Here is a 15,642-nt window from a genome sequence, read left to right as displayed (position 1 = left end):
ATGGGCTTGTAGTTGCAAGAAGGTGGCATTAACGCACGATACGTCTGATGAAAGTTCTGGGGCCGAGGGTTCGAACCACCGTGCTGAGCCTGCCCTTCCCCGCCGTGGCGTAGGGCCTGACACTCCACCTGACCGCGCCACGCCACCACGTGCGCGGATGCTCGATCGCCTCGGGCACCGCCTCGATCCTGAAGCGCGCGGGCGGCCCACCCAGGTCGAGCTCCAGGTAGGCGTCCCAGGTGCCGGGCCCCAGTCGCCCCATCGCCTGGGAGGCCGTGAACGCGCCGCCCTCGCCGACCGTGACCGGCTCGCGCCGCTCCCGGCTCGACTCCCGCTCCCGCCAGACCAGAAAGCGCACCGCGTCCGCCGCCGGAGCATCCGTGCCCACGCTGACCTCGCCGTCGAGCACCAGCCGGTGCCCGGCGGCCCAGCGGGCGCGCACCAGCCGCACGCTCCCCGGCACCGAGACCACGTGCCCGCCGATGTCGAGGCTGAGGTTGCCGTACGGGTGGGTGAAGTACGGAAGGGCGACGACGGCGACATCGCCCACCACGCGAGGCGCGGGCGGCGCGATCGGCCCCTCCCCTTCGGTGCCCAGACGCGCGAGCCGGGGCACCCCCTCGAAGACGACACTCACGTGGACGTCCCAGATGCCGGAGGACAGGGTGGTGACGTCGACGGTCCCGGTGAACCCCGCGCAGTCGCCGTCCACCGGAACCACGACCTCGTCACAGGGGCCGACACCCGTGTGCCGGCGCCGCAGCACCAGGGCGAGATCCCCACCGGTGATCTCCGGGTGGCCGTAACGCTCCAGCGTGCTCAGCGCCACCTTGCCCGAGATCGCCAGCCGCCCCTCCCGTTCCCGCTCCCAACGCAGCGCGGTGAGCTCCCGGCGGACCGAGGCCGACTCGATGTGCGCCAGCCGCACCAGGCGGTCGATGTCCTGCAGGGCGGCGATCCGACTCCGGTCGATCGCCGGGAGTCGCTCGCGGACCCCGTCGGTCAGCCACCGCTCGCACATGTCGGCCACCTCGGCGACGATCTCCTTGCGCGCGACCTCCCCGGCGTCCAGGAAGGGCCTGCCGAGGTTACCGAAGGCGTCCATCCGGAAATGACGCCGCAGGAGGTGGTCGCGGAGGTCTCCCGGACGCACGTGGGCGAGCATCAGCTCGACCGGCCGTTTGATCATCCGCAGCCAGGAGACCGGATCGCGGCTCCCCGGCCGCTGCATGATGCTGGTGCCGTCCGGCCGGGCGACCAGGTGGTAGCAGTCGTAGTCGGCGACCACCGAGATCACCTCCGCGTGGCAGTAGGCGTGGGTGGTGAAGACGACGTCCTCCCCCACCAGGAGCGTCTCGTCGAAACGGATGGCGTGCCGCTCCAGCATCTCCCTGCGGAACAGCTTGAAGCAGCTCAAGCTGTTGTAGACCGCGCTGTCGCCGAGCGGCACCCGCTCGGCGTTCTCCTTGAACATCGAGATCGGCACCTTGCGGTCATGCCCGACGATCTTCCCGAGCACGATGTCGGAACCGTTGCGGTCGGCCATCGCGAGCATCCGCTCCAGCGCCTGAGGGCCGAGGTAGTCGTCCGCGTCGCAGAAGAAGACGTATCTGCCGCGCGCGTGGGAGAGCCCGACGTTGCGCGGGCGCCCGGCGCCGCCCGACGCCTCCTGCCTGACGACGCGGATCACACCGCGGTGGCAGGAGGCGTAGAGGTCGAGCAGCGCGACACCGCCGTCGGTGGAACCGTCGTCGACGACCACCACCTCCAGGGCGACGCGCTGGATCAGCAGCGACGTCAGGCATCTGTCGAGATAGGGACCGCAGTTGTGCAGGGGAACGATCACGGTGACGTCGATGTCGGACCGAAGCGCCTCCTCGCTCGTGATGTCATGGCCGCCCCGCTCCACACTCGTGACGCCGTGGCCGCCCCGCTCCATGCTCGTGATGTCACAGCCACCCCGCCCCGTGCGGACTCGCTGGAGGATCGTTACTGTCACCGCCGCGCCCCTCGTCGGTCACTCTCCGCTTATCTAGCGTCTCAGTATGTGACAAAGGGCCGCCCGTACGTAGCGAATCCCTAGGGTTGCCCTCCCGATCTGCCGGTGCCGCAGACCGCCCGAGGAGCGAAACACCCTTTTCGTGCGTCTTGTGCCGCGGCTAGACCTGCTGGACCTCGACGCCCCCGACGAAATTCTCGCGACCGGCCCTGGGGGGGCCTCACGGTCGTCTCCGGAGAGGTCGCCGTCACCCGGGCGAGTCGCCGCCCTCCCGGGCATGGTTGTCACGGCCGCACGAGGCTCGAATCCCCGCGAACACCCGAGCTCGGACCCGACGACGCGGCAGCCAGGCGAGGACGTACAGGGCCGTCACCGACACGAGCAGCACCCCGAGGAAACGGAGCGGAAAGATGATCAGCACGGTGCTCCGCGTGGAGGTCCCGCCGGTACCCGAGATCGACACCGTCGCGTGGCAGACGCACATGAACGGCGGATTCGCCCACCTCGCAGTGACGGTCCTGCTGGCCCCGCGGGACAGGGTGAAGTCCGGGAACGGTACGTCGTACCCGTTCACGGCGACCTTCAGGCCCCGGGGGACGAAGAAATCGCGGTGAACGGTCCCAACATTGTTGACAGTGAGGGTGAAGTCGACAGGACCACCCGTCACGAAGCCGCCCGAGGTGGCGAGGTCGCCGAGCCACACGGACGTGTCGATCGGTCCTGGAACCGTGAGGTAGATGGGCGTTCCGATCACCCGGTCGAGCTTGATGTCGCCCCCGCCGGAATCGGCGGGCACGGCAAAGAGCAGGGCCACCTGGTGCTCGCCGTACTCGGGCCTGGGCGGGGGATCGATCCGTACGGTGACGCTCCGCTCCGCCCCGGGCGCGAGACGAAAACCCGCCGGCGCGACCCTGAGCCAACCGGCGGCGGAACGGGGGGCATCACGCTCGAAGACCATCCTGCCGGTTCGGTCCACCGCGAAGCTCGCCCTTTCGACGACCACCTCGACCGGCGATCGCCCCTCGTTCATCACACGGAACGACTGAGGCTCGCCGATCTCCTCCGGTCCGACCACCAGGCGTGCCGGGCTCACCGTCAGCGAGAAGTCCGGGGCCGGGCCGGACGCCCCTGAGGCCACGGAACCCATCGCCGACACCAGGTCGCCCACCAGGAGAACCGCGGCGATCACGCACTGAAGTCTTCCGGCCACCGCACATCCCCCTACCGTCGCGGAACGCCGCCGGAGTCCACCCGGGCGGCCACGCCCGCCACCGCACTCACCGTCATCGCGCCCACGAGCACCGGCAGGACCCCGAACACCCCTCACCCAAAGAACCCATCAAGATCCTTTTTAAGGGATGGTAGTTGTTTGATCACAGATGACGCAGGCTCCGGGAGGGCGTGTCTTTCGTGCCCACGAGCGCCCCGGCCATCGCGCGACGCGTTTCAAGGTCGCGTTTCGAGGTGAGACCGTGAGCCGGGGGCACACCTCGCCGCCGACGCCGACCTGACGAAACCCACGAGCCCGGATTCCTCGCCGACAATCCGGCGGGACTTTCCCCCGATGGTTCTTCTGGACCTCAGGATCCAGTCCCCAAAGTGTCCGCTCATCGTTCACCGGATCTCGGAGCTGCTACGCCTGGTACGGCGACCGCTCAACAGCCGGAACTCGACGAGCCGGTAGACGCCGCCCTCGACCAGGATGCCCCCCGGCGTGAGCATCCCGGCCGACGCACAGGACCGGCCGTCCCCGGCACGCTACCGAACACCCGCGCCATGACCGCGTAACCGGCCTTTGACGAGAATCGGCACCACCTTCGCACCCAAGTGATCACTCCCAAGCCTGATCGTCGCCCTCCGGCGGAACCCGCTCGGACACGAGGTCGTTGCATTCCTTGGTGACCCCGCCGGGGCAGCTCTCATAAAGGAGTCGAACGGTCATGAGCTTCTTCAAATCCAAGGACAAGGGACAGGAGATCACCGAGACCATCGAGCAGGCTCGGCAGGCGCACGAAGAAGGACGCACGGTCTTCGTGTCTCGCCTCCGGATCGACTACAGCGGTTCCGGGGCTTCTTCAAGCCCTGAGGCAGCCGATCTGATCGAAGGTGTCGAACGTGAGGGGTGGACGCTCAGTCACGTGTCGGAGAGCGTGTACGCGGACTCCACCACACAGATGACCTGCATCTTCCACCGCGGACAGCCGTAGATCTCTGTGCGACGGGCCGACCGGGGGCGATGCGCGGACGGCTCGATGCTCACCGCCGCCCGGTGGCGTTCCTCCGCTCGGGCCGATCTACCGGCACACCGGCCGGCGCCGCGACAGGGGCATCACGAAGGCTCCGGGCGGGACGTCCAAGACAGTTGCGAAGGAGTCCGGTGGCGATCACGCGACGCGTTCCACGCCTCGCGCTTTAAGGTGAGACCGTGAGCCGAGGAACGAACCCCGCCGACGCCGGCCTGGCGGCGCTCGTCGGGATCGTCGGGATCTTGGTGGGCGTCGCGATGAGCGTGGCGACCGAACCCGTCCCCGGGTCGCGGCCCCCGACATGATCGCCTACGGTCTCGCGGCCGTCATCGACGGCCACGCTGGAGGTATTCGATGATTCACCCTCCCGGTCCGCACCTCGCGCCCCGGCGTACCCCTCTCGACTCAGAGGAGAGGGCCCGGGCCGAGGCGAACTTCACTTCCCTTGTCGTTCAGAACCTCGTCGCCAACGGGCGGTTCAGGATGACCGCCGACACCCCGGAGATGGTGGAGTTGTGGCAGAGGGTCGCCCGCCACGCGGGTGACATGCTCCAACGGCCCGTGGTCAGCTACGCCAACGGCAGAGACATCGTGATCACCTTCGACCAGGAGGAGACCCCACCGACCGGGATACCCGCCCGGCACACGAGTGACCACCGGACGTCGTCCACGTAGCCGATCCCCCCGAACGGTGGAAGGCCAGGCCAACAGACCACCGACATCGGCCGAGTTGACGTTCGATCACCGTCAACCGCTTCGGTGGCCACCGCGCGATCGCGACCTGTACGGCTGTGCCGGCTTCCCCATGGCCAGGATCAGACCAGGCCCTGGTCGGTCCAGACGACGCCCTTGTTGCGGCACAGGCAGAAGGGGTGGCCGATCGGGTCGGTGTAGACCCGCCAGCCATAGCCGTTGGGGCCGATGAAGTCCTGCCGCAGCGTCGCGCCGAGGTCGAGGACGCGGCGCTGCTCGGACTCGATCTCGTCCACTTCGAAGTCGAGGTGGAACTGCTTGGGGTGCTCGCTGTCGGGCCACTGCGGAGCGCGGTAGTCGTCCACCCGGATGAAGGCCAGCTCGACCTCACCGAACTTGATGCCGGCCCAGTTCTCGTGGCTGTCTTCCTTGATCGGGCGGCCTGTCACCTCAGAATAGAAGGCTGCCAGCTTCATCGTGTCCGGACAGTCGATGATGAAATCGGTGAGTTGCAGCATCCCGCGATGATGCCACAGGTCAGGACCGGGACAAGACCATCGCCAAGGCGCTCGGGCAGGCGTTCGAACGGGCACGGGCGGGCGTGCCTGAGAAGCCATCGGGCACGCAACGGGCACAGAAGATCATAAAATTCCCCTGAACGGCGAAAGGCCAGGTCACCGGTACCGGTTGACCTGGCCTTTCACGTGCGAGCCGACGAGGGGAATCGAACCCCTGACCTACAGTTTACAAGATCTCGGTACACGACCCTCTGAGCTGCTACGGCGCTGGTCAGAGGCGGTCTCACCCTGTCCGTGAGTCCCCGTGATTCCCCCTCGTTCCCCGGCCTTACTGGCACGCGAGTGGCACGACTTGAGAACCCCATGCGGACGCACACATCCCGCCCGCCGGATCTTCCCGTCTGCCTCGTCCCACCCCGGAGGGGCAACAGCTCGGGGACGGAGGGTCAAGGCCGTCTTCGCGTGTACGTCAGCCGGTAGACGTTCCTCGGCCATGGGATGCCAACGGTCACAGACGGCCTTGATCCGGAGGAGTCGAGATGTTGGGCTTGCCTGGGACGTGGCAGACGGGACGATCCGGGCTCACCTCAACCACCGATGGCTCTACGGCTCATTCGAACGATCATCCCGGAGCCGAGCGCCCTCGCCGAAGGCATAATCCTTCCGGTGATCACGTGCCAGCTCCATGGCGACGCAAATAGCCGGTTAGGACTCCTGGACGCAGATGAGTGATGCGGAAGCCTGTGTCGCCGAGAAGCCGTCCCCGAGCATGGCAGGGCAAGCGTCCACATCTCATAAGGCTGGTAGCGCCCTCGCCAAGATCACGCACTGTTGCTTAGATAGTGTTGTTGCAAGTAAATTGCAACTACATCGATCACGAGGAGATGCCGATGGGGAACTACACCCTGCCGGATATGCCCTACGACTACGCCGCCCTGGAGCCGGCGATCACCGGTGAGATCTTGGAGCTGCACCACGCCAAGCACCACGCCGCCTACGTCAAGGGCGCCAACGACACCCTGGAGCGCCTGGCCGAAGCCCGCGACAAGAGCGAGTTCGGCGGCCTGGTCGGGTTGGAGAAGACTTTCGCCTTCAACCTATCCGGGCACGTGCTGCACTCGATCTTCTGGCAGAACCTCTCGCCCGACGGCGGCGACCGTCCCGACGGGGAACTCGGCGAGGCGATCACCGAGCACTTCGGCTCCTTCGAGGCGTTCAAGAAGCAGCTCACCACCGCCACCGCGACCGTGCAGGGATCCGGCTGGGGCATCCTGGCGTGGGAGCCGCTCGGCCGTCGCCTGGTCGTCGAGCAGGTCTACGACCACCACGGCAACGTCGGCATGAACACCACCCCGCTGCTGGTCTTCGACGCCTGGGAGCACGCCTACTACCTGCAGTACCGCAACGTGCGTCCCGACTACGTCGAGAAGCTTTGGGGCCTGATCAACTGGAACGACGTCATCGCCCGCTTCGACGCGGCCAAGGGCGCCTGACCCCATGACCGCGGCGCCCGCCGTCCGTCCTTCCCAGGTGAATGGTCCAACCGGACGGCCGGGCGCCGTGAACCCGGTGCCCGCGCGTCGGCCTTCCTTGAGCGATGGTCCAACCGGCGCGCGGGCACCGAACTCGCCCTTCCCCCTCCCGGCCTTGTCGGCTCCCCGGTGCGATCACGACACGAGTCGGCGGCCATGGCAGCAAGGATGCCCATGCCGTACCCGTGCCATCGCCACGACGCCACTGAGACTGCACTGCTTTCGGCCGACATCATCGCGCTGTACGAGCGCTGCTACGGCACGCCTCCCTGGTCGGAGACACCCGAGCAGTTACGGGCCTACCCCGCCCGGCTGGCCCGGTCCCTGGCACGGCCCGGGTTCACCGCCTGGACCACCCGCGATGATCACGGTCAGCTGGCCGGCGTGTGCTATGGCTGGCCCACCCCGGCCGACCTGTCGGACAACCATCTATACAAGGCGCTCATCGACGCACTCGGCCCGGACCCCACCCGCCGCCTGGTGCACGGCGCGTTTGAAGTGGCCGAGCTGTTCGTCCGCCCCGACGCACAAGGCCGTGGCCTCGGACGAGCCCTGCTGAGCACCGCGACCACCGACCGGCCCACCGCATGGCTGATTACCTCTCCCCATGTTCCGGCCGCCCAGTTGTACCGGCTCCTGGGTTGGCAGCAGATCGTTCTGTTGCCAGCCGACCTTTACCCTCAGTTGCCGCTGGCGGTCTTCAGCCGAACCGCGATCGATCACCACGACAGCTGCGGCACCCTGTGAATCGAATCTCGATGCCGCATTGCCGTCGGCAGTCACGAGGAGCCATCAGACACACAACGGGCACGGAAGATCGTAGCCGATGACTAGAGCGGTCTTGGGCGGCGGTGCGGCCCCACTGCGGCGGGCGATGGTCGAGTGCGGCGCGCGGCCGGTGCGGCGGGCGGGCCGATTCCCGCCGCCGTTCGGGACCGGCGCCCACGCCGCACGCCCGGACGGCGGGCGGTGGGAGGGCCGTGCGGCGGCGCGCCGCGCCGCCGCCTTGATAAACCATACGAACAATTCGGCAAGTCACTCGTGAAGCTTTGGTGACCCGAGTAGGTGAGTGCCGTCGTGGTGGCGGATGGCCGGCGGTTGGTCGTGTTGCATGGCGTCGAGGACGCGGATGGCGAATGCCTCGGAGGCGAGTTCCCGGACCTCGTCCGCGGTGACCCAGCGGAACGCGCGGGTTTCGTCGGTTTCGGTGAGGTGGCCGCCGATGACTTTGCAGCGGAAGACGAGGGCGACGATGCCGCGGGTCATGTTCTTGTAGACGCCGGTGAGGGTGACGGGTTCGACGTGCAGGCCGGTCTCTTCGTGGATCTCTCGCAGGAGGCCGGTGGTGATGTCCTCGTTTCGCTCCAAGACTCCGCCGGGTGCTTCCCAGTGGTGGTTGTCTCGGCGTTGGGTGAGGAGGGCGCGGCCCTGGTCGTCGATGATCACGCCTGCCACGCTGACGGAGTGCTGCGGGTGGTGGTGATCCATCGGATGTCCTCCGGGGCTGCTGATCGCTATTCTCGGACTGCGGTACACGTATGTACGAGTTGAGGAGTTGTTGGTCGTGGCCGAGCTGCCGTTTCCGGATCTGGACCCGACCAGCGATCGGGCCGTGTTCCGGCAGATCGCCGATCACATCAGGCAGGCGATCGAGCGGGGCACTTTGGCCGAGGGTGACAAGGTGCCCTCGGAAGCTCGGCTCATGCAACACTACGGCGTCGCGCGGATGACCATTCGCAACGCGCTCCAGGTCCTCCAGGGTGAAGGGCTGACGGTGGCCGAGCATGGGCGCGGGGTTTTCGTCCGGTCTCATCCTCCGGTGCGGCGGCTGGCTTCTGACCGGTTCGCGCGTCGTCATCGTGAGCAGGGCAAGGCCGCGTTCATCGCGGAGACCGAGGGTGCGGGCGGGAGGCCGACCGTTGATTCCATCGAGATTACCGAGGGGCGGCCCTCTGCGGAGGTCGCCGGGCTGCTCGGGATCGGCTCGGAAGATCAGGTGATCGTTCGGTCGCGCCGGTATTTGATCAATGGTCAGCCGGTGGAGACGGCTGTGTCATACATTCCGGCGGAGATCGCGCGGGGTACGCGGATCGCGCAGCCGGACAGTGGTCCGGGTGGGATCTATGCCCGGTTGGAGGAGTTGGGGTTTCGGCTGGATCGTTTTGTGGAGGAGATCCGGTCTCGGATGCCGTTGCGTGATGAGGTGCGGGCGTTGAAGCTGGCGCCGGGTGTTCCGGTGTTTCACCTGGTGCGTACGGCTTATGCCGCCGATGGTCGTGCGGTGGAGGTGTGCGACACGGTGATGTCGAGTGATGCCTATGTGCTCTCGTATGAGCTGCCTGCGCGATAACGCTTGACGAACTCCTCTAGAGGAGTCATAACTGTCTTACGCGCTTACTCCTCTAGTCGAGCAGACGTCTACTGGAGGCGGGTCCGCTGAGCGCGAAGCATCGACTTGAGGGGCACACGTCATGACCGGGCAAGCATGCATTTCATGCGACGGCAAAGGGTGGAAGTACGTAAGCCAGCGGCGTGCCCTGATCGGCGGTCCGCGCGGATCGGCCCTGTCCTTCATCCGTGTCCGAGACGACTGCTCCCTGTGCCAGGGGCAGAAAGTCGCCCCGGCTCCGATCACGAGGTCCCGCACATGAGTGCCTTGCCGCCTGCGGGACGTCTGGTCCTCGGCGACGTCTGTTCTGCGGTGGAGGCGGCGGAGTCCTTGAAGGTGGAACTGGGGCGATGCGGGATCGATGCCGACGTCAACGGCGGTTACGGGCTGGCCGTGGTGTCGGTCTGGACGGGATTGACCGTCTGGTCGGATGGTCTGACCTTCTGGTGGAGTACGGGGCGGTTGGATGCCAGGCGCGGACGGGTGCTGTATGCCTGGCACGCGGCAACGGAACCTGACCGGGCCGCGCGGCGGGTGGCGTTCCGCTACACCGATCTCCGGAGGGCTTATCCACTGCCCGCTGTGATGGTGGAGGCTCATCGTGCCGATCCCCTCTGATGAGTGCGTCGGTATCAGTCCGCACGTGGTCATGGTCCAGCGTGATCACGCTCGTCTGGAGTGGCGGACGCCGGACGGGGCTTTGGAACGGGCGCATCCTGAGGCGTGGACGTGTGTGTGCCGGGCCACGATCTACGAACTTCACGTTGGTGCCGGGCAGGGGTTCATCCGGCGGACCGTTCAAGACGATGGCGGTCATGTGATCCATGAGACCCGTCTGTGGGGGGTCACCGAAGCTCGGGCCGTCTGGTCGGCGCTGCTGGCTGGGCGGGCTCGGTAGACGAGTGTGGTGGTGCGGTGACTGGCTGCGGAGGGCGCCGGTGGTCTCGCACCACCACACTCCTGACCTGCGAGAGAGCGTTCGCTTTTCAAGCGAAGGGTTCGCATCTATGCTGACGACAAGTCGAGTAGTTGGGTTATTAACATGTCCGTTTCCGGTGATGAGTACGCGCCTCCGAAGTATGCCCAGATCGTCGCGGCGATCCGGCACAAGATCGCGGACGGCACGTATCCGCCGGGCTCCATGCTGCCGTCAGAGTCGCAACTGGTCCGGGAGTTCGCGGTCAGCCGTCCCACCGTGGTGCGGGCACTGCAGGTGTTGCAGCTGCGGGGCTTCATCGACCGCGAGCATGGCAAGGGCTCGTATGTGAAGATGGCGCCTCCGCTGGCTGAGGAGGACTTCTCCCGGCCTGGCCGTGCCGTCCTCGATCGTGCGGAAGCCGGCCAGGGCGCTGCGGTGCTGGAGGCGGGGCCTCGTCCGGCTCCGGCGAACATCGCCGCGACGTTGGCTCTGCCTACCGGGGCGCCGGTCATGATGCGTCGAATCCTGCTGAGCGACGGTGATGATCCGTGTGAGCTGGTCACCTTCTGGTGTCCGATCGAACTGGCCGAGGGGACCGATCTGGGCAAGGCGCTGCCGTTGACGGCGGGCATTCGTCAGCACGTGCAGGCGGTCAAGGGGCTGCGGCTGGATCACGTCATCGAACGTCTGGCGGCTCGTCACCCCACGGCCGACGAGATGAAGCTGTTGAGGCTGAGCAAGACAGCGGCGGTCATGGGGGTGACGGCTCGGGTCTTCGCCGGGAATCGTCATGTCATGGTCATCGAGGTTGCCCTGCCGGGGACGCTTCACGAGTTGGAAGACACCTACTCTCTATAGTGTGACGTAGGCCACACATCGAAACGGAAACTCGTCTTGTCGAGTGTCCGTTCATCGTTTAGCTTCAACTTGACAGTACGAGTTAGCAACAGAACAAGCGAACAACAGGAGAACACATCATGGCCATCCAAGGCCCCATCCCCGTCAGCTTCGACCAGGTCTTCCCGCACGGCTGCTACGTGGTCGGCGAGGTCGAGCAGGTCAAGGACTTCACCGCCTCCACCGGCGGGCGCACGGTCTATGCCAAGGACAAGACCACCGGCGAACTCGTCTGGCAGGTCGCCGTCATGGACGCCGACCCCACCCTCAAGGCCGGACAGAAGACGGTCGCGGTCAAGATCCTGTCCCCCGTCCAGCCCGTTCCCCCAGCTGCCCTGCCGGGGCTGCCGTTCGTGCCGGTGGAGTTCGACGGCATGACCGCCACCGCCTACGTCGCCGAGAAGACCGGCCGCCTGGCCTGGTCCCTGCGCGCCACCGCGATGCGCGCTCCCCGTTCGGCTGCGCCTGCGGCCAAGGCGTCGGCCGGTAAGGACATCGCGGCCTGACATGCAAGCGGGGCCGCTGGAACTGGCATTCCGGCGGCCCCTCGTCTCCCCAGACAGCGAATCAAGAGAGGACTCCAGCCTAATGTTCAAAAAACTGCCCGGTGACGAGACCCGAACCCTCGTCACCACCACCCCTGACACCGCCGTGGTGTTCCGTCCGGCCGTGGTCACGACCCCGGCCATCTTCACCATCACCATCTTCCTGGGGCGACTGCTGGCCGGAATAGTCCGGCTTCTGTGGCGTCACCCGATCGCCGTGGCCGTGCTCGCCGTTCCCGCGACCGTCGCCATCGTGTACGGCTGGCGCGTTGCCCTGGTCGCCGTCACCGTTCCCCTCTCGATCCTCGCGCCATGGCCGTTCTTCGACCGGGCCTCGTTCGACCGGTGGATCGGTTGGCGACTGCTGGCCTTCTGGCGCCTGGTGTGGGTGTATCGGCGGCACTGGCAACCGGTGATGATCGTCTCCGGGCTCGGCCGTCATCTCCAGGGCCGCGACTACCTGCCCTACCTCGTCCGTGTCCGCTGTACCTCGTGGGCGGACGTGGTCACGGTGAAGATGATCAGCGGGCAGTCGGTCAAGGACTGGGCCGATCGCCTCGACCACCTCGCGCACGGGTTCGGCGCCTCCTCCTGCCGGGTGGCCGTGGTGCGGGCCGGTCGTCTTCAACTGACCTTTCCCCGTCATGACCCGCTGGCCGTCCCGTTGCCGGCGGTTCCCCTCCCCGTGGTGGCGTCGGTGGGGCCGGTCGAGATCGGCAGGTGTGAAGACGGCTCCCCGTACCGGCTCACCGTGCACGGCACACACGTCCTGATCGCGGGCGCGACGGGTGCGGGTAAGGGCTCGTTCCTGTGGTCGGCCACCCGTGGTCTGCTCCCGGCGGTCCGGGCGGGCCTGGCTCAGGTGTGGGCACTCGATCCCAAGCGGATGGAGCTGTCCTTCGGGCGCGACCTGTTCGGTGACCGCTACGCCGCCGATCCAGCCGCGTGCGCCGATCTCCTCGAAGCGGCCGTGAAGATCATGCAGGAGCGGGCCGATCGCTACGCCGGACTCCAGCGCTCCCACACCCCCACCATCGATGACCCGTTCGTCCTGGTGGTCGTTGACGAGGTGGCGTTCCTGACCGCCTACCAATCCGACAAGGGCCTCAAGCTCCGCATCTCCGCTGCGCTGGCGACGCTGACCACGCAGGGTCGTGCGGTCGGGTTCGGCGTCATGGCCGCGTTGCAGGACCCGCGCAAGGAGGTCATGAACATCCGTAACCTGTTCCCCGACAAGATCGCGCTCCGGCTGGACGAGTCGGAGCAGGTGGACATGGTCCTCGGCGACGGCGCACGGGATCGGGGCGCGCTGGCCGATCACATCTCGCCGATCCCTGAGCGGGGTGCGGGCGTCGCCTATGTGCGGCTGGAGACCTCACCCGATCCGATCCGGGTCCGCGCGGCGTACGTCTCCGATGCCGACATCAGAGACATGGCGGCCCTGATGACCGGCGACACTCTGCCGATCGAGATGGAGGGGGCGGCCTGATGCGCATCATCCTGCACGCCACCCCGGCCGAGATCGACGCCCTGCCCTTGCGGCGGCTGCGCACCGTCGACGGCTGCGACCTGGCCGAGGTGACGATGATCGTTGACCTCGACTCCGCCCGGCTGCGCAAACACCCCTACCGCGACGCCTACCGGATCTGCGCCGACCTCATCGACCCGAAGGGGGCCATGTGACCGACACCCCTGCCCACCCGTCCACCCCCTCGACCGACACCCCGCCGAACGGCTCGGACCGTACCCTGCCTCGCCTGGTCCGTGACACCCTGCCCGTCGCCCTGGACGTGGCGATCGAGGTCGCCAAGCTCAACGGCGTGTGCATCCGCCCCATCGAGATGCGGCGCCTGGACACCCACACCGGCACCGTTGAACCGTTCGACATCCCCTGTGGCACCACCCAAGAGGCCAAGTGCCCGCCGTGCGCTAAGCGCAATCAGCAGCTGCGGCGGGCACAGTGCCGGGAAGGCTGGCACCTCGACCACGAGCCGATCGCCGAACCGCATCCCTCCACCGAGGATCAGCGGTGGTTGATCGAGTTCCGGGCCGACGTGCAGGCCAAGCGGGACGAGGCCGAGAGGAACGGTGAAGAGGTCGCCGACTGGGACGAGGCGATAGCCGGGATCGATGCGGAGATCAACGCCGCCGGGATGCGCGGCAATGTCCTGGGGGGCCGGTCGACCCCGAAGCGGTCGCGCTCTACCCGCCGTCGCCAGGATGCCCCAGACCTGCCCAAGCGGGCCAAGGAGAACACCACGCTCGGCCGGACGTTCATCGCCCCGGATGGCAGGGTGTATCGGCCGTCGCTGTTCGTCACGCTCACCCTGCCCTCCTACGGCAAGATCCGCTCCGGCCTGGGTGTGCCGGTCGATCCGAGCACCTACGACTACGCTCGCGCGGCTCGCGACGCGCTGCACTTCTCCAAGCTGGTGGACCGGTTCGTGCAGAACCTGCGCCGGGTCGCGGGCTATGACGTGCAGTACTTCGCCACCGTCGAACCACAGAAGCGGTTCGCGCCTCATCTGCACATGGCAATCCGCGGCACCATGCCCCGCGCGGAGATCAAGGCGATCGCTGCGGCGACCTACCACCAAGTGTGGTGGCCCTCTGTCGATGAAGTCCGCTTCGACGGCGACCACCTGCCCCTCTGGACGGAACGGGCTGAGCTGGGCAACGGCGCTACCTACCCGGACGGCCAAGCAGGCGACTACCTCGACCCCGCCACCGGCGAACTCCTGCCCACCTGGGACGAAGCCCTCGACCAGCTCGACACCGACGAGGAGGCCGAACCGCTGCACGTGGTCCGCTTCGGTCCTCAGGTCGATGTTCAGGGCCTCGTCGCCGGATCGCCGGACGCGCACAAGCGCATCGGCTACCTCACCAAGTACCTGACCAAGAACCTCGGCGACCCCCTCGACCCCAACGACCCCGCCACCGACAACCCGGCCCGCCGCGACCACGCTGCCCGCATGGTCGAAGCGCTGCGCTACGAACCGTGCTCGCCGACCTGCCCGAACTGGCTGCGCTACGGCGTGCAGCCCAAGGGCGCCAAAGCCGGGATGCTGCCGGGCCGGTGCAAGGGCAAGGCTCACAAGGCCGAACACCTCGGCTACGCGGGCCGTCGCGTCCTGGTCTCGCGCAAGTGGTCGAACAAGACCCTCCGGGAGCACAAGGCCGACCGCCGGGCCTGGGTCCTCGACATGCTCGGCCTACCTGACGAGACCGTGACCGACTCTCCCCGCTACGTGTGGCGGCCGGTCTCGACCAACGACCCCAACCGCACCCCGCTGGCCAAACGACTGCTACGCGGCGTCGCCGACCGCCATCGCACCAAAGCACGTCTGGCCGAACTCCAGGCCAGAGCGGACGGCGTCCCCGTTCCAGATCTTTCGGCAACTCCGGCCCTGGGGGTGGCGGCATGACCAGGAAGATCAAGCAAGAGCCGGCGTCCCTTCTCCCGGAGCTGGCACGGGGCCGACTGCTCACCGTCGAAGAGGCGGCCGAACGGCTGAACACCTCGGTCCGCTTCCCCCGGCGCCTGATCGAAGAACGCCGGATCGCCTTCATCCACGTAGGACGCAACGTCCGCATCCCCGAAGCGGCCCTTGACGCGTTCATCGCCGCCGGGCTGGTCGAGCCGATCACCACACGCCGTAGGAGGGCCGCCTGATGGGGGAACGTCGGAAGTTCGGCAACATCCGCAAGCTCCCTTCTGGGCGCTTCCAGGCGCGCTACAAGGGTCCTGACGGCGTTTCCTACACCGCCCCCGAGACCTTCGTAACAAGACCGATGCGAACAACTGGCTCGTTCTCCGAGAGTCGGAGATCCTGCGGAAAGACTGGACCGCCCCCGACGCCGGAAAGATCCGTTTCGGCACCTTCGCCACCGAGTGGATAGATGA

The 15,642-nt window shown here is 67.2% G+C and carries 18 protein-coding genes; 14 read left to right on the top strand and 4 right to left on the bottom strand.

The window, feature by feature from the left end; translation table 11 throughout:
* Positions 1-28 precede the first annotated feature (28 nt).
* Complete coding sequence (locus tag ABT352_RS07255; RefSeq protein ID WP_350943197.1) at positions 29-1,999, bottom strand: glycosyltransferase family 2 protein; 1,971 nt, start codon at positions 1,997-1,999, stop codon at positions 29-31.
* A gap of 247 nt (positions 2,000-2,246) precedes the next feature.
* Positions 2,247-3,209 carry a COG1470 family protein gene (locus tag ABT352_RS07250; protein ID WP_350943195.1) on the bottom strand — a complete coding sequence of 321 codons (963 nt, stop codon included), beginning with the start codon at positions 3,207-3,209 and terminating at the stop codon, positions 2,247-2,249.
* A 730-nt stretch (positions 3,210-3,939) separates the two neighbouring features.
* Here ABT352_RS07250 and ABT352_RS07245 point away from each other — a divergent pair.
* From ABT352_RS07245 to ABT352_RS07235, 3 genes are all read left to right on the top strand, one after another.
* A complete protein-coding gene (locus ABT352_RS07245; RefSeq protein ID WP_350943193.1) occupies positions 3,940-4,206 on the top strand; it encodes a hypothetical protein in 267 nt (88 codons plus the stop codon).
* Positions 4,207-4,424: 218 nt separating this feature from the next.
* Complete coding sequence (locus tag ABT352_RS07240; protein ID WP_350943192.1) at positions 4,425-4,550, top strand: hypothetical protein; 126 nt, start codon at positions 4,425-4,427, stop codon at positions 4,548-4,550.
* A 49-nt stretch (positions 4,551-4,599) separates the two neighbouring features.
* Positions 4,600-4,920 (top strand): hypothetical protein, encoded by a 321-nt coding sequence (locus ABT352_RS07235; RefSeq protein ID WP_350943191.1) that lies wholly within the window; start codon positions 4,600-4,602, stop codon positions 4,918-4,920.
* 140 nt (positions 4,921-5,060) lie between these two features.
* Here the strand turns inward: ABT352_RS07235 and ABT352_RS07230 are convergent, their stop codons facing one another.
* Positions 5,061-5,456 (bottom strand): VOC family protein, encoded by a 396-nt coding sequence (locus tag ABT352_RS07230; protein ID WP_350943189.1) that lies wholly within the window; start codon positions 5,454-5,456, stop codon positions 5,061-5,063.
* An 890-nt stretch (positions 5,457-6,346) separates the two neighbouring features.
* On the opposite strand from ABT352_RS07230, the gene ABT352_RS07225 reads away from it, so the two are divergent.
* Positions 6,347-6,949 (top strand): superoxide dismutase, encoded by a 603-nt coding sequence (locus ABT352_RS07225; protein WP_350943187.1) that lies wholly within the window; start codon positions 6,347-6,349, stop codon positions 6,947-6,949.
* A 213-nt stretch (positions 6,950-7,162) separates the two neighbouring features.
* Positions 7,163-7,735, top strand: a complete 573-nt coding sequence (locus ABT352_RS07220) for a GNAT family N-acetyltransferase (protein ID WP_350943185.1) — start codon at positions 7,163-7,165, stop codon at positions 7,733-7,735.
* 288 nt (positions 7,736-8,023) lie between these two features.
* Here ABT352_RS07220 and ABT352_RS07215 read toward each other — a convergent pair whose 3' ends face one another.
* Positions 8,024-8,476: an NUDIX hydrolase gene (locus tag ABT352_RS07215; protein ID WP_350943183.1), complete on the bottom strand. Its 453-nt coding sequence runs from the start codon at positions 8,474-8,476 to the stop codon at positions 8,024-8,026.
* 76 nt (positions 8,477-8,552) lie between these two features.
* On the opposite strand from ABT352_RS07215, the gene ABT352_RS07210 reads away from it, so the two are divergent.
* From ABT352_RS07210 to ABT352_RS40755, 9 genes are all read left to right on the top strand, one after another.
* Positions 8,553-9,338: a GntR family transcriptional regulator gene (locus ABT352_RS07210; RefSeq protein ID WP_350943182.1), complete on the top strand. Its 786-nt coding sequence runs from the start codon at positions 8,553-8,555 to the stop codon at positions 9,336-9,338.
* Positions 9,339-9,635: 297 nt separating this feature from the next.
* Positions 9,636-9,995 (top strand): hypothetical protein, encoded by a 360-nt coding sequence (locus ABT352_RS07205; RefSeq protein ID WP_350943181.1) that lies wholly within the window; start codon positions 9,636-9,638, stop codon positions 9,993-9,995.
* 424 nt (positions 9,996-10,419) lie between these two features.
* Entirely contained in the window at positions 10,420-11,154 is a 735-nt protein-coding gene (locus ABT352_RS07200; RefSeq protein ID WP_350943179.1) for a GntR family transcriptional regulator, read from the top strand.
* 119 nt (positions 11,155-11,273) lie between these two features.
* Positions 11,274-11,699: a plasmid replication, integration and excision activator gene (locus tag ABT352_RS07195; protein ID WP_350943178.1), complete on the top strand. Its 426-nt coding sequence runs from the start codon at positions 11,274-11,276 to the stop codon at positions 11,697-11,699.
* Positions 11,700-11,781: 82 nt separating this feature from the next.
* On the top strand, positions 11,782-13,227 hold the full coding sequence (locus ABT352_RS07190) for an FtsK/SpoIIIE domain-containing protein (protein WP_350943176.1): 1,446 nt from the start codon (positions 11,782-11,784) through the stop codon (positions 13,225-13,227).
* The gene (locus tag ABT352_RS07185) at positions 13,227-13,421 is read left to right on the top strand and encodes a hypothetical protein (RefSeq protein ID WP_350943175.1); all 195 of its coding nucleotides are present in this window, start codon (positions 13,227-13,229) and stop codon (positions 13,419-13,421) included. Before ABT352_RS07190 ends, ABT352_RS07185 begins: the two co-directional genes overlap by 1 nt.
* Positions 13,418-15,163 (top strand): replication initiator, encoded by a 1,746-nt coding sequence (locus tag ABT352_RS07180; protein ID WP_350943174.1) that lies wholly within the window; start codon positions 13,418-13,420, stop codon positions 15,161-15,163. Before ABT352_RS07185 ends, ABT352_RS07180 begins: the two co-directional genes overlap by 4 nt.
* Complete coding sequence (locus tag ABT352_RS07175; RefSeq protein ID WP_350943172.1) at positions 15,160-15,411, top strand: excisionase family DNA-binding protein; 252 nt, start codon at positions 15,160-15,162, stop codon at positions 15,409-15,411. Before ABT352_RS07180 ends, ABT352_RS07175 begins: the two co-directional genes overlap by 4 nt.
* On the top strand, positions 15,411-15,638 hold the full coding sequence (locus ABT352_RS40755) for a hypothetical protein (RefSeq protein ID WP_502992814.1): 228 nt from the start codon (positions 15,411-15,413) through the stop codon (positions 15,636-15,638). Before ABT352_RS07175 ends, ABT352_RS40755 begins: the two co-directional genes overlap by 1 nt.
* Positions 15,639-15,642 lie beyond the last annotated feature (4 nt).

This window comes from Streptosporangium sp. NPDC000563 (genome assembly GCF_040299985.1).
Taxonomy (GTDB): domain Bacteria; phylum Actinomycetota; class Actinomycetes; order Streptosporangiales; family Streptosporangiaceae; genus Streptosporangium.
Note: the sequence above shows the minus strand (reverse complement) of the source record. Positions and strands in the feature narration are given on the sequence as shown.

Coding starts and splice junctions, on each gene's coding strand:
- ABT352_RS07200 (WP_350943179.1), top strand. CDS start 10,420: ATGTCCGTTTCCGGTGATGAGTACGCGCCTCCGAAGTATGCCCAGATC.
- ABT352_RS07175 (WP_350943172.1), top strand. CDS start 15,160: ATGACCAGGAAGATCAAGCAAGAGCCGGCGTCCCTTCTCCCGGAGCTG.
- ABT352_RS07220 (WP_350943185.1), top strand. CDS start 7,163: ATGCCGTACCCGTGCCATCGCCACGACGCCACTGAGACTGCACTGCTT.
- ABT352_RS07205 (WP_350943181.1), top strand. CDS start 9,636: ATGAGTGCCTTGCCGCCTGCGGGACGTCTGGTCCTCGGCGACGTCTGT.
- ABT352_RS07245 (WP_350943193.1), top strand. CDS start 3,940: ATGAGCTTCTTCAAATCCAAGGACAAGGGACAGGAGATCACCGAGACC.
- ABT352_RS07185 (WP_350943175.1), top strand. CDS start 13,227: ATGCGCATCATCCTGCACGCCACCCCGGCCGAGATCGACGCCCTGCCC.
- ABT352_RS07225 (WP_350943187.1), top strand. CDS start 6,347: ATGGGGAACTACACCCTGCCGGATATGCCCTACGACTACGCCGCCCTG.
- ABT352_RS07215 (WP_350943183.1), bottom strand. CDS start 8,476: ATGGATCACCACCACCCGCAGCACTCCGTCAGCGTGGCAGGCGTGATC.
- ABT352_RS07190 (WP_350943176.1), top strand. CDS start 11,782: ATGTTCAAAAAACTGCCCGGTGACGAGACCCGAACCCTCGTCACCACC.
- ABT352_RS40755 (WP_502992814.1), top strand. CDS start 15,411: ATGGGGGAACGTCGGAAGTTCGGCAACATCCGCAAGCTCCCTTCTGGG.
- ABT352_RS07195 (WP_350943178.1), top strand. CDS start 11,274: ATGGCCATCCAAGGCCCCATCCCCGTCAGCTTCGACCAGGTCTTCCCG.
- ABT352_RS07235 (WP_350943191.1), top strand. CDS start 4,600: ATGATTCACCCTCCCGGTCCGCACCTCGCGCCCCGGCGTACCCCTCTC.
- ABT352_RS07230 (WP_350943189.1), bottom strand. CDS start 5,456: ATGCTGCAACTCACCGATTTCATCATCGACTGTCCGGACACGATGAAG.